Genomic DNA, 13,694 nt, shown 5'->3' on the forward strand with positions numbered 1-13,694 from the left:
CCGCGGGATGGCGAGGGCGTTGGTTTGTCGGGTAAATCTTCCTGAAGGCCGATTATTGATTATCGGCGACAATTTGACTCAAGAACAATGCGTATCGCTACTGCAGCAGCTGGAGCAACTTCTGGTAGCGAGGATGACTACGAACAGAGGCGAAATCGGAATCGTTCTTGAACCAGAGTCTCATCTCGGCGCCAGCCTGCGGCAGCCACGCTTCCAAAAGGTCGATCGAACGTTCGAACTCCCCCAGCAACGCATAGGTACAAGCTGCGTTGTATTGGACGTTGATATCGTTAGGGTCGATCGCCAGAGACCGGTCAAGCCACTTGGCCGCCCTATCGCGTTCACCAAGGAAGGCCAGCACGATAGCCCCCAGGCAGGCACAATTGGCGTTCTCGGGATGCAAACGGAGTTCCTCTTCAGCTCTCTCCAATGCGATTCGTGCATAAAGCTCCGCGTCGTTCTGTTGGCCGAGAGTCCGAAAGACGTTCACCAGCATGACCGGTGCGCCGTAGTCGGACGGTTTGATTTCCATCGCGCGCATGAAGTACGTGGCGGCGAACTCGAACTTGCCGCCGGTTACGCAAAACTCGGCATAGTAACGATTGGCCTCGTGGCAATTGGCGTCGAGCGTAAGAGCCTGTTCGAACGCCGCCGCGGCCTCGGAACGGCGATCGGCGAGGGAGAGGGCAAAGCCCCTGGCTGAATGCGCTTCGGCCAAATTCGCGTCCAGGGCTAGGGCCTTGTCCGCGGTCGCGAGAATGTCGTCCACATGGATCGGTGAGCCGTAGTTCGACTGAAGGCGTACGTCGCAGACCGCCAGACCTGCATAGGCACGGGCATATCCCGGATCGAGCTCAATGGCCCTGATATAGCTTTGTCTGGCCATCAGGTGGTTGGCTCTGGTCGCAATGTGGCTGTAATCGCGCCCTCGAAGGTAATGCGTATAGGCTTCCACATTGTCCGTCGGCGCCTGCTCGATAGCTTTCCTCTCCTCAGGCAGGAGCTTGACCCTGAGCTGCGCCACGACCGCTTTGGCGATTTCGTCCTGCACGGCGAAGATGTCGGTGAGGTCGCGGTCGTAGCGGGCAGCCCAAACGTGTCCGTCCGTGGCGCCCTCGATCAACTCGGCATTGATCCTGACCCGGTTTCCCGCCTTGCGGACGCTGCCCTCGACAATGTAGCCGACGCCAAGCTCCCTGGCGATGCGTTCCATCTTGTCGGTCCTGCCCTTGAACGCGAAGACTGTATTGCGGCTGAGCACGAACAGGCCGGAGACGTTCGAGAGGTCGGTTATGATGTCTTCAGTGATGCCATCGCTGAAATACTGCTGGTCGGGATCAGCGCTAAGATTGGCGAATGGCAGGATCGCCACCGACGGCTTGTCGGACCGCACCAGCGTCTGGACGGTTCTGGCCGCAAAATGCGTCTCGACATGAGACACGCCCTGGTCCCAGTTGGCGAAGTAGACATGCACCTGCTGGGCAATGTTCTTGACGGTCCTGGTGCCCTGATCGGCGAAGTCGACGCCCAGCTTGTTGCCGACCGCATGGCGCACCGCTTCCGAGCAGGCAATGCCGCCGGGCATCGCGAGGCCCTGCAGCCGCACCGCAAGATTGACACCGTCGCCCTGGAAATCATCGCCGTCGACGATGATGTCGCCAAGGTTGATGCCCATGCGAAACTTGAAATGCCGGTCCTCGGGAATGCCGGCATTCCGCTCGGGCATGCCGCGCTGGATCTCGACCGCGCAGCGCGCCGCATTAATTACGCTGCCGAACTCGACAAGAAAGCCGTCACCCATCACTTTGAAGATGCGCCCACCGTGCTTGGTGACGGTCGGATCGAAGAACTCCCGTCGATGCTGCCGAAGGAGATTGAGCGTGTGCTCTTCGTCGACCTCCATAAGGCGGCTATAGCCGACCACATCCGCGGCCAGGATCGCCGCCAGCCGACGCTCAACATGCTCCTCGGACATGTCGTCTCCTGAAATCGCAGACAATTGTTCCGCCTGAGTTAGTTCTAGCTGATTTACCTGCTCGGCGCCAACGCCGCTGGAGGTCGCTCGCGCCCGATTCGCGGTCTCGGCCGTCATGGTCGCGAAATGGAAGCGAAAGCCGTTGGCCGATTATCCATGGCATATCGATCGCCCTAGACGCAAATTCCGGAGCCGCCTCGCTCTACGCGCGGACAACCTGTTGAGGCTCAACACCCAGGTCGGATGGGCAGCCCTACGTTCCCGGCTTCGGCTGGAAACGTCGTCCCCCCGCTCCCCGGCGCCATAGCAAAAAGGCCCGGTTACCCGGGCCCTTTATGCTTTTCAAATCTAAAGAAGATTTGGAGCGGGTGAAGCGATTCGAACGCTCGACCCCAACCTTGGCAACCCATTGATTCGACGACATTTTTCGTCACAGGTCGTAACCTATTCAGCCAGAAAAGGATTGTCCAGCGCCCCGGGGAGCGGAACACTCTGTCCCACGGAGTTCCGTCGAAAACCGCGTCTTGCGGCTCCCCTCGGAAACCCGGTGGACGATTCACTCATTAAACCCGAACGCGCGGGGGAGCAAATGGCTACGACGAGCAAGAAGCGACTGACGAACCAGGTACTTGAACGCATGACGCCGCCCAAAACAGGGCGACTGGAGATCGGTGACGATCTATGCCCCGGCTTGATCCTGCGTGTCTCTGAACAAGGGGCGAAATCTTTCTCCGTGATCTACAGGGTTCTCGGCGAGGGCGGTGTCACCGACACCGGTCGCCCCCTGGCAGGTAAGCAACACCGGATTACGCTTGGTCGATGGCCGGTGGTCAGCCTGGGCGAGGTGCGAGAGCGGGCCCGGGCGATCCTGGCGAAGTCGGGTGCCGGCGCCGACCCGCGAGCCGAGCTGGCGTCCAGCGTTCGAGAGCGTCGGGCGAATACTTTCTCGGCGGTGTTGGAGCGACACATTAAGCAGGACGCCGCGAGGACGATATCGAGCTGGCCGAATGTCGAGCGGGTGTTGCGTTTGCACGTCGTGCCGCATTTGGGCGACACACCGATTGCAGATATCCGGCGATCTGACGTGCACGAAATCATCGACAACATTGTTGCAAGCGGTCGGATTGGAACCGCGCGCGAGGTCCGCAAGCAGATGTCGCGCATCTTCAATTGGGCGGCCGATCGCGAGCTTATTGCTAACAACCCACTTAGCGGCATGAAGCGAAACGATCTGGCGCGAAACACGGAGGCCGGACGCGCGCTTAGCGACATCGAAATCCGCTCGATCTGGATGGCCGCGGACGACTTGCGTTATCCGTTTGGCTCGCTCTATCAGACACTCATGCTTACAGGCCAGCGCCGGGCGGAGTGGGCCTTCTGCAAGCGTTCTGAGATCGACACAGACAATCGGTGGCTGGACCTTGGCAAGGAGCGCTTCAAGAGCCGTCGCGAACACATCGTGCCGATATCGGCACCGCTCTGGGCTTTGTTGGAGCGGCTGCCAGTTTGGACCGGCGCCAACGATTACTTCGTTTTCTCGTCGCGGCATGGTCGCGTTCCAGTTGCGGGCTTCTCCCAGGGTAAGCGAGCGCTGGACGACTTGGCCCAGGAGTATCTGCGGAAGGAACTGGGCAAGCCTGATGCGGTCCTCCAGCATTACCGCATTCATGATTTTCGGGTCACGTGTGAGACGCGACTGGCACATCTGGGTTTCAACCAAGAGGTACGCGATGCCGTGCTCGGCCACGCCAAGCCCGGTCTGCAGAAGACCTACAACAAACATGATTATCTGGAGGAGAAGCGGCGGGCGTTGCACGCTTATGCAGAGCACTTAATGGGCATCGTTGGCCGGCCCCTCAGGCCTGGCGGGCGGCTGCGGCCTGAAGCTTTAACCGCTGCCCAAGTGCCTGGCGACCGCCTTGAACCTTCCAAGTCGAGTGCCGAGGTCGAGGGGAAGCAATAGCTGCATTCTGTCTGCCGAGCTGACCAACCTGTGAATTCGCCGCTCAACGTCGCTGGGCGAAAACCCGACATTCAGCTACTGTCTGCCATGAATTGAAAAGGGCACGAACGTGGCGAAGAGGGTGAGGTTCGATCACGACCCAAATCGGGATGCGCAAGAAGATGCCCAGCGCGATTATCGCGCGGCTTCTGAGGCGATGTTTGAATCGAGAACAAAGTCAATAGGGCTGCTAGACGATAAGCTGATCCAGATTAATGATGAGATAGTGGCAGCTCATGGCATATCCGCAAAGGCACAGCACAAGCGATTGTTATTTTTACTATTGATGGTGATGGACAAGAAATCTGTTGTCGATTTGAGTGGAGCCGGGTGGAGCGTCCCCAAAGATGCGCCACCTTGGAAGGAGACGAGGCAAGCACATGTCGAGCCGATAGCATTGGCGTTAAAAAAGCTGATAGATCAGTTCGATAGAGCCATGGACAACGTGACGTTTGTCGCTGCTGTAGGCGAGGCGGACCCCAACGGTTGGTTCGCTGATCGCTATGCTGCACTCTATGACTTGCTGGATGTTATGGGCGTTGCCGCGAGCCTGAAAAAGGCTTTGCCGGAAGGGGCCGAGAGCTTCGGCGGAAATCGGCCGAATCCGGCGTGGGTACAAGATTTCGGGCGGATGGGTCAACGTTTTTGGGCAACGTACATGAAGCGTGGGACCCGGCAGCCCGGGACCCTACCGAGCTTCACAAGGGAAGCAAGCGTGGCCGGCGAGAATGCCTTCACCCGCTGGATCATTGACGTCTACACGGCGCTGACCCGGCCCGGTGAGCGCAATCTCGCAATGCTCCGCACTGAGCTTTCCAAATTGGGCGCCTATGGGGGATAAGGAGACCACCAAATAATGCCGCCGGACAGCATCCGGCCATGGTGGCATGCTCCTGCTCGTTCAATGTGCTTAAGGAGCAATAAATGACAGACGAAAACAACTCTTGCGCCGCGCCAGATATCGATCCAATTATCATGCCGCTACTTGAGTATGGGTATAACCATGTACTCGGCCCCCAGAAGAGAGTCAGCTCCATGCTACTCCGTGACCTCTTGGCCAAACCTTCGTTCTCGTTCGATGTTATCTGGAATAACCAAATTTCGGGCTATGAGCGCGCGAAGGTACGGCAATACGCAAATGACAGCCTGCGAGACATCATCAGCATGAAGCCTAAGGAGCGGGCCGCCTTCCTTGACGCGACCTCGTCTTCGATAAGTGCCCGAATAGTCCTGAACGGCCATTTCGACCGGTACCTGAACTTGGCCCGGCTGCGCTTCCGGCTGATTGAGGAGCATCACGCTCGCATCATGCGCGATTGAGGCTGAAACGGACTGCTGCTGACCTGGTGAACGGGTCGGCAGCAGTCCGCCGGTCGGGACAGCGTCGTGCCGACGCCGACTTGCGCGCATCAACGAAAGCATCAAAAAGCCAGCAGCGACCACCCCGATCAAGCGCAACACCGGGCTGCACGCTACCGACAGCGCTCAATCGGGTGCCGGAGAGCCCCGATTGATGAGAGCATCGGAACCCAGCCGGTTGAGCGACAACCTCTCCGTCCCCCGTTACGGAAAGGAATTAGCGGTGACAGATCGCTTCATCAGCATGGACGAGGTCCTCGACCGCGTCTCGTTTTCCAAAACCCATATCTACAGGAAGATTGCAAACGGCAGTTTCCCGCGTCCCGTGCAGCTCGGCAGCCACAAGGTGGCCTTCCTGGAACGGGAAATCGAGCAATGGATCACCGATCGCTTGGCGGCTCGCGACCTTGGTGTGGGCCGAGCCGAACGCGCGGAGCGGGCTCGCACTATTGCGCTTGGAAAGGTAGGGACGGCCGCCGCCGCACCCGTGGTTGGCGCCACCGGAGAGAGGAGCGGCCGGTGAACGCTCCCGTGAGGATTTCCGCAAGCGAGTTCGTCGACACGGACCAGGCGATCCAATTCCTACGGCTGGTGCATCCGACCGGACCATGGGTCCTTTGGGCCAACGCGGCCGACGGTCGAGGTCCTTGGTGCAGCGAAGCCTTCTACCCAGGCGACGAGGACAGAGTGAAGGCTTGGATCGAGGGCCACGCGCGGCACAACCAGTACTACCATGTGAACCCATACCCCAAGGTCAGGCGCAGCGAGCGTGGCGCTCTATTGAAGGCGAACAAGACCGACATCACCGAGGTGCGATACCTTCACGTAGATGTCGATCCAAGTCCGCCACCTGTCGGCGCGTCGGAGGAGGAGAAGGCGCGTCACGTCGGAGCTGAGCGCGATCGCATCGTCCCATTGCTGATGGACGCCGAGCCGACCTGCATCGTCGACAGTGGCGGCGGGTTCCAGGCGCTTTTTCGTCTCGACGTGCCGGTGCCGCTGGATGGCTCCGTGGAGATGGCAGACGAGTTCGCACGCCGCAACCATGGGCTCGCAGTTCGGCTTGGTGGCGATGTGTCGGCCAAGGACGTAAGCCGCGTGCTGCGTCTGCCTGGCACGACAAACTGGCCGGACAAGAGGAAGATCGAAAAGGGACGCGGGGTCGCGCCGGCCAAGATGCTCTGGCATGAACCCACGACATTTCCTCTTTCGTATTTTCCGGCCGCAGAGCGCGAAAAGGCGTCGCCAGGTCACCAGGGCGCGAGGCAGGCCACAGAGCGCACGGTGGACAGCAACACCGGAGAGCCAGCCACGACGGCGCCAGCGAAACCGGCATCAGGCGCCGATGTCGGCGAACTCCTCGCGCGCCTGCCGACCGACCTCTCCGCGATAATCAGGGCTGGTTCCGACGAGCGAAACCCAGGACGCTGGACCTCGCGCTCCGAAGCGGTATTCTTCGCTGCCTGCTCCCTGGTTCGCGCCGGTTGTTCCGATGAAGACATCGCCAACGTCCTGACGAATAGCGACTACGGCATCGGCGCTCACGTTCGCGATCAGAGCAACCCGCACGAATACGCGCTAAGGCAGGCACGGAGCGCACGCGAAGACGTCGACTCCGGGCCGCTGGTGCTAAGTCGCGAACATCCCATGAGCAGTGCCGGTCATTTCATTCGTCTTCGCCGGCCACATCTGATGCACACCAACGGCGAGTGGCTGGACTTCAACGGTTGTGCCTATCAAGCGGTTGAGGAGGAGACGATCAAAGCCGAGCTGTACCGCCTTATGGTGGCAGCCGTCGAGATCAGCGCCAAAGGCGAACCGAGGTCGTTTCCGGCGACGAAAGCTCGGGTAGCCGACGTCATAGACGCCCTGCAGGCCAACGCGCACCGAGAGAAAGACCGCTACCGCCCGCCATGCTGGCTGCGCGGCGACGGGCCGCCAGCAGGCGAGATACTCGCCTGCGCAAATGGCCTCGTGCACCTGCCGTCGGGAACGCTGCTGCCGCCGACGCCGGACTTTTACACTCGTAACGCGCTCGGGTTCGCGTATGACCCTGATGCGCCGGCGCCGGCGCGGTGGCTGGCTCTTCTGGAGGAGTACTGGCCCAACAGCCCCGGCTCCATCGACCTGCTGCTGGAGATGATGGGCTACCTGCTAGTCCCGGACACCTCGCTACACAAGATTCTCCTGTTCATGGGCCCGCCGCGCAGCGGCAAGAGCACCATCGCCCAGGTCATCGGACATCTGGTTGGCCAGGAGAACACCTGCGGCCCGAACGCGTCCAGCCTGTCGCATCCGTTCGGGTTGGAGCCGCTGATCGGCAAACAGCTTGCCATCCTCGGCGACATGCGCATCGGCAGCAAGACGGACCAGGCAGCCATCGCCGAGAACCTACTGCGGGTCAGCGGCGGCGACATGGTGAGCGTCAACCGGAAGTACAAGCTCGCTTGGAGCGGCCGCCTGCCCACCCGGTTCCTGATTCTAAGCAACGAGCTGCCTCACCTGGCCGACGCCTCCACCGCGCTCGCCAACCGCTACCTGCCGCTGGTCTTTACCAAAAGCTATCTCGGGCGAGAGGACCCTGACCTGCTGCCACAGCTGCTCGCCGAACTACCAGGCATTCTGAACTGGGCCATCGAGGGCTGGCGCCGGCTGAAGGCGCGTGGTCGCTTCGAGCTGCCGCCCGAGTCCAAGGAGGTGCTCGGCTCCCTTATAGACCTCGGTTCGCCTGTCACCGCCTTCGTCGAGGAGCTATGCGAGCTCGATCCCAGCGCGTCGACGGCCAAGCACGAGCTATACCAGGCATGGCACTCCTATTGCGAGGCGCGCGGCCTGCACCCCGGCACTATCGATACCTTCGGGAAGGACCTCATGGCGGCCTACCCCGGCCGCAAGATCAGGCCCAGCAAAGAGCGACGTGGTGGGGGCAGGGTCAACGTCTATCTCGGAATCCGCCTGCAGGGCGCTTTCGAGCCCGATGCGCCGTTCTAGGATCGGCCGGTACCGAACCGTGCACGTCGAAATCCAAGCCGCATGGATCGTAGGACGTCAAGTTCGCCGGCGCCGGCGGACTGCCCTCTAGCGGGTCGCGATTGCAGAAGAGGGGACCCGCGGCACGGGGCCGGCGTTGGTTTTTTGACCCGGGGGAGCCCTCCCGAACGGCGCGCGAGGGTGCCAACGCCCGCCGTATAGCGCCAGCCGAGCGCGCTGGCGGGTGCTCGACCAACAAAGGTGACACTGTCGGCGGACAGCGTGGAGGCAGGCCCCAGACAGGGCCATCGCAATCACCGAGCTGGAAGCGATCCGGCTTGCTCGGTCAGGGCGGCCTTGGGACGCGTTCACCCTGATCGTCACGGCAACACACACCGTCGCCTTGCGCGCCGGGTAGCGGTCCGGCGGCGCCACGGCCACAGAAGCCGAGTTGCACACGCCGTCCGACGGTCGGCTCGCCGGCCCGTGCAGACAGCGGGGCGAGCGGAAGGCGACCCGAGGGATGGCAGCCACAGACCTGCACGCGTTGCCACGCGTTCATGCCGACCCGCCCATTGTAGTCGAGGCGGCGGAAGCCCAGCGGCTAAGCCAGAGGCTCGGTCCGGCCGGTCCGACATAGAAGCAATTCTTCTCTTACTACTCTTCTTCCAGACGCTCTCTGACGTCTTCGCGCACCGCGATTAGAATAAGAAATGGTCGGACCGGGCGGACCGCTTTTTCGTGGACGGCTCAGGTGCCGAGCGACAACCTAGGCGAGCGCTTCGCAACGGGTAGTGTCCGGCACCGCACCGATGTAGGTCCTGGGCACGGATGATGCCGAAGGCGGTGCCGCATATGACCGCTTCGCGCCGCATCTCACCCGTACAGGCAAACCTTTTCTTCCGCTGTAAGCTGATGTAGCGACAGATCACCGAACGGCGGGAATGCGCCTAAGCCGCCTGACTGCTTTCTTTTGGCGATGATCTGGGCGTTAGCGGACGTTCACGGCGTCACTACAACCCGATGGTTTACCGGTGGCTTCGATCTGACGGGATCGGGCAAGCTGAGAGGATGTCGCCGATGGATGTGCTCGAGATGATGCCGGAACGCGCAGGCGAGCCGTCCGACAAGATGGACGGACCCGCGGCTGTCGGCCAGTTCCTACGGGAAGTTTCGTTGGTCGATCTTGTGGTCGAACTCGTTCAAAACGATCTCGACGCGGGCGCCACGCGCACATGGATCGAGTTCGGGGAGCAGGGTCTCGTCTGCGAAGGCGATGGTGAGCCGCTCGATGCCAAGGCGTGGGCCCGACTCGAGAGCGTGATCGGCGCGGGCGGAGATATCGAGGCTAAGCGCGACGGAATCGGGTCGAAGAACCACGGTCTCAGATCGCTTTTCCGTCTCGCCGACCGCATCGGGATACAGTCGGCCGGTTTGCGCAGCGACCTGACACTGCGCGGCGATCTGGCCAGACCGAAGCGGTTCAAGCCGGCGTTTTGGCCTCGGCAGGACGACCGCGGCGCGCCGCGCATGGGCACCAGAATAATTGCCCCATACCGGACGATGGCGATCAAGGTGCCGGACGGCGACAACACGACTCTGCACCCACCCGAGCCGAAGCTAATCGACGACCTATGGCGCGGGGCCGTCGATGACGCACCAGAGCGGTTCGTATCTGCCTCTCGTCCTGGGGCGCCGTGGCGCTATACGCTCAGACTCTCCCGGTACGGCCAGGGAGTTGTAGATTTCACGTTCGAGTGCGCCGCACTTGCCGGCAAGTCGCGGGGGCTGTGGCTTAGGACGTGCCGCGTGCAACAGGATGGCGGCACTACGCGGACAGTGCTCAGGCGTCACGCGTTGCGCTACCGGTGTAAGATCGGCGATGGCGGCAAGGTGCCGCGGCTGTTCCGCGCGGGTGGTCGAATCTGGGGGGAGCTTAACTGGAAGGTGGACCAGGCTGGCCGTCCGCTTCCCGATCGCGGTCGGCTGCGGTATCCGATCGCCTTTACCGGCCGCGAGGCCAGGAGCGGACACGGCTTCGACGTGTCGGCCGCCTTTATCGCGGGCCGGTCTAGGCACGACATCAGCGCCGACGCGCGCAACGACGAGCTGCTCCAGCAGGGCCGCGACGCCTTCGCTGCTGCCGGCCAGCTGCTCGCCCACTCATATGGCACGCGCGCCACGGGTCTTTTGCGCGGGCTCGAGACGCGTGACTTGGACTATCCCGCAGAAGTTGCGATCCTGAAGGAGATGGTCGCCGGCGGCGGCCTGTGCTCGGCAGTGTTCGGAAAGGAGGCGGTGCCGGCGCTCAAGGGGCACCGGGTGCTGCAAACGGGCGCTACCATCGTGCTACCGGTTGCGGACGATACCCGCCCGGCAACATTGAGGACGGTGGCCGCGCTGGGGGCGGCCGTCGGTGACATTCTGCATCCGGACACGCCGGCCTTCGTGCGCGAACACCTCCTAGGGCTTAGCCATGGGGAGGCTGCCATCCGCCGTTTCGGGATCGATGACGCAGCTCGGCAGGTGCTAATAACTGAGAACAGCGCGGATGACCGCATCGCCGACATCATCGTCAAGCGGACCGCGGCCGCGCTGCAGGCGCTGGATGCCAGGCGCGGTGCGGGCGGCATTCCGGGCGACTTGGCCGACGATCTGATGGGGAATGGCATCCTTCCGACATTCGACGGGCGCACCGTGCCGTGGAAGCGGGCGCGCCGGCTCGACCGGGTACCGCCTACGATCCCCGGCGTGCAGGCGCCGCCAGTGGTCCACAACACTGTCTCGTACTCAAATGTGCTGTTGAAGGGCACCTTGGCCGTCAAGGACTTTCGCCTTGACGAGTATCTCTCCACCCTCAACTTCGAACCGACTCAGCAGGTGACCCGTCGGAAGTTCTTCGGGTGGCTCGACGAGAACGCCCTGACCCTCAAAGCGATCACGCTGCGCAGGATCGCCGAGAAGCCGGTGTGGCCAGGCTCTGACGGCCAGCACCGGGTTCTCGACGCCTACTGCTATCCCAAGGCCCGTACGCTGCGGCAGCTACTGGCGTCCAGCATCATTGCACCGGCCGCGAGCACGGTGGCACTGATCGAGTCGTCAAAACTTCCCGCCAAGTCGCCGCGTCTACGGGGCGAACCGAGTGACGAGGAGTTGCTTGGATGGCACTCTGCGGAGCTGGCGACGGTGAAGAGCGAGCTGGATCTGGGCGCCGCTCGAGCACGCCTCGACGAACTCGAGCGGTCGATGACCTGGGTTCTGGACCGGTATCCGAGCATTTCAATCAGACTGGGCCACGCTCACGAGACGCTATCGCAGGCGGGCGAGATGGTCGCTGTTTCGGCGCTACACGTGCCGTCACCGGCCACGGCGGCTTGTGGCTTGCCGGCGACATCATTAACGCGACAACGCTCTACCGCGCTCTATCTCCGGCTGGGCGCGCGGCCGCGACCCACACCGGCCGCCATCCTGACTGCGCTTAGGAATGACCCGGATCCACAGAAGCTATTTGTGCGCCTTGAGGCATACAAGAGGGGCCAGGGCGACCTGTTCTTGCTGGCCGCCGAGAAGATCCTGACGGTCGACGGCATCGTGCGGGCTGCGGACGAGTGCGCATTTGTTGGGGAGCCAGACTTCTGGGGCGAGTGGAAGGTGGGCATCACCGCGGACGGCGTTGCCGACCACCACGCGCTTCTTTCCCAGATCGGTGTCACGCGAGCACGACCGACGAAGGATCTGTCGGTCGGCTTCTTCGATTGGCTCTCTAACCAGTCAAGGGCGGTGCAACAGCGGCACCATCCAAAGATCGACCGGCATTGGAAGGAGCCGTCGACGGGACCGGTCGCCTGGATAGGCGCGAATCAGGATGTTCGTTGCATCCCAGTCACGAGTGCTGCCAAGCCGTTCGAGCTGGTCGGACTCTCAACCGCAATGCGCACGTCGGAAGGCATCTGTCTCGACGACTTCCCGGAGATCAGGGACGCCGCGCTGGCAAGTGGGAAGCTAAGACTGACGCTGATCAAGGCACCTGGCTCGCGGTCGCCAATCCTGGACCTTCTAGCTGGTGTCGGCGTGCGTTCGTTGCGCGCTTTGGTAGGCAGCCCTCGCGCTGTCGGCGGCATCGGCTCGGTCGAGCTCGTCAGCGATCTGACCGTGGAACTTTCGTCGCTGCAGACGAAGAGGCGTCTGGCTGAGTTCCGTGCTCGGCTGCCGCTAAACGGCGTTGCTATCGCCGACCTGCGGCCAGAATGGCAGAAGATGCTTAAAGCGATCGCTGGCGTGCGCTCCCGGCCGAAGCTATCGGCGGTCTACCGACTGTTCGGCCGAGACTACGAGGTTCCAGTCCGCAGCGGCATCGACCGAGACACGAGGCTCGTTCTAGTTGCAGCCGATTCTGACAGGCTGCACGAGATGTATGAGGTAATTGCCGAATACCTCTTCAAGCCGGGTAAGATGAACGCTTGGGGCCTGCTTCGAGCGGCTCGCGATCGGCGACAGCTGGAGTTTCTCGCTACCGGCATTGAGGAAACGGAGGAGGAGACAGAAGAGGGCGACAAGGAAACAGAAGAGGACGACCAGGAGACATCAGATGCCAACATTGGCGGCGATGTAGAGAAGGGCCACGGTCTGTCTGCGGCCAAGCTCACGCCCGTCCTGCCGGACCCCAAGCCGCTTCCCCCCATCAGCACAGCTACGCTAGTGCCGCGGCCCAAGCGCAAGGGGGCGCTGGCCCGTACGCCGTCCCAGGGGACGCAGTCGCTAGAGGAGGAGGATCAGAAACGCGCGCTGAAACAGGAGCACTATGGCTATCACTGCCAGGCCTGCCTCGGTGCCATGGAGGTTCTGAAGGCCGCTCCGCCTGGGACATACGTTTTCGCTCCAGGCTACCGGCAGCGTTTCCTCCACGCGCACCATGTGCAGCATCGCCAGAACGGCGGCGCGCTCGGCGCCGGCAACTTGCTCGTCCTTTGCGAGTATCACCACCGCCTGTTCGGCGATCAGCTCTCGCGGGCGCTGGTGCTGGCTGGGCTGGCCGAGGCAACTCCGCTAAAGCGTGCTTTCCCTGTGGACGAAGCGGGCGAGAGGTTGCGGAGGCGATCGGGACTGCTGGCGCGAACCGCGTTGTCTGCCCCGCCATTCGAGGCCCGCCTCTACTTCACCGAGGAGCATGCGGCGGCATGGCGACGGAGCGAGGTATAGTGTTAGTTTTCCTACGAGTTTCCGTCGCGGGTCGGCCGGCGATGCTGTCATCGGCCCGGCCGGTCCGGGTCTCGACGATCCTTTCCTCTACTACCGCTTTCCAGCCCTTCGACGTCTTTTTCGGTTCACTGCGCTTAGAATGAAGAAATGGCCGGACCAGCCGGACCGCCGTTTTCTCGCAGGCTGGGG

At 62.2% G+C, this 13,694-nt stretch carries 7 protein-coding genes; 6 read left to right on the top strand and 1 reads right to left on the bottom strand.

Translation table 11 applies throughout. From position 1 onward, the window contains the following. Positions 1–97: 97 nt before the first annotated feature. Positions 98–1,975: an adenylate/guanylate cyclase domain-containing protein gene (locus EJ079_RS07500; RefSeq protein ID WP_127811291.1), complete on the bottom strand. Its 1,878-nt coding sequence runs from the start codon at positions 1,973–1,975 to the stop codon at positions 98–100. A 547-nt stretch (positions 1,976–2,522) separates the two neighbouring features. Between EJ079_RS07500 and EJ079_RS07505 the strand changes: the two genes are divergently transcribed. The 6 genes from EJ079_RS07505 (at position 2,523) to EJ079_RS07530 (ending at position 13,505) form a co-directional block, all read left to right on the top strand. Further along, positions 2,523–3,938 carry a tyrosine-type recombinase/integrase gene (locus EJ079_RS07505; RefSeq protein ID WP_127808631.1) on the top strand — a complete coding sequence of 472 codons (1,416 nt, stop codon included), beginning with the start codon at positions 2,523–2,525 and terminating at the stop codon, positions 3,936–3,938. A gap of 109 nt (positions 3,939–4,047) precedes the next feature. After that, positions 4,048–4,818 carry a hypothetical protein gene (locus EJ079_RS07510; protein ID WP_127808633.1) on the top strand — a complete coding sequence of 257 codons (771 nt, stop codon included), beginning with the start codon at positions 4,048–4,050 and terminating at the stop codon, positions 4,816–4,818. 83 nt (positions 4,819–4,901) lie between these two features. Continuing rightward, the gene (locus EJ079_RS07515; RefSeq protein WP_127808635.1) at positions 4,902–5,297 is read left to right on the top strand and encodes a hypothetical protein; all 396 of its coding nucleotides are present in this window, start codon (positions 4,902–4,904) and stop codon (positions 5,295–5,297) included. Between the two features lie 217 nt (positions 5,298–5,514). Beyond that, positions 5,515–5,859, top strand: coding sequence for an AlpA family transcriptional regulator (locus tag EJ079_RS07520; protein ID WP_245481826.1), 345 nt, complete (start codon positions 5,515–5,517; stop codon positions 5,857–5,859). Next, positions 5,856–8,327 carry a phage/plasmid primase, P4 family gene (locus EJ079_RS07525; protein WP_164873744.1) on the top strand — a complete coding sequence of 824 codons (2,472 nt, stop codon included), beginning with the start codon at positions 5,856–5,858 and terminating at the stop codon, positions 8,325–8,327. The genes EJ079_RS07520 and EJ079_RS07525 overlap by 4 nt, the downstream gene beginning before the upstream one ends. A gap of 1,059 nt (positions 8,328–9,386) precedes the next feature. Further along, complete coding sequence (locus tag EJ079_RS07530) at positions 9,387–13,505, top strand: hypothetical protein (protein ID WP_127808638.1); 4,119 nt, start codon at positions 9,387–9,389, stop codon at positions 13,503–13,505. Positions 13,506–13,694: the final 189 nt, after the last annotated feature.

Origin of the sequence: Mesorhizobium sp. M7A.F.Ce.TU.012.03.2.1 (assembly GCF_004006095.1) — a bacterium.
GTDB lineage: Bacteria > Pseudomonadota > Alphaproteobacteria > Rhizobiales > Rhizobiaceae > Mesorhizobium.

Bases quoted from the DNA above. Each gene is read 5' to 3' on its own strand.
- EJ079_RS07530 (WP_127808638.1), top strand. From the start codon at position 9,387: ATGGATGTGCTCGAGATGATGCCGGAACGCGCAGGCGAGCCGTCCGAC.
- EJ079_RS07500 (WP_127811291.1), bottom strand. From the start codon at position 1,975: ATGTCCGAGGAGCATGTTGAGCGTCGGCTGGCGGCGATCCTGGCCGCG.
- EJ079_RS07515 (WP_127808635.1), top strand. From the start codon at position 4,902: ATGACAGACGAAAACAACTCTTGCGCCGCGCCAGATATCGATCCAATT.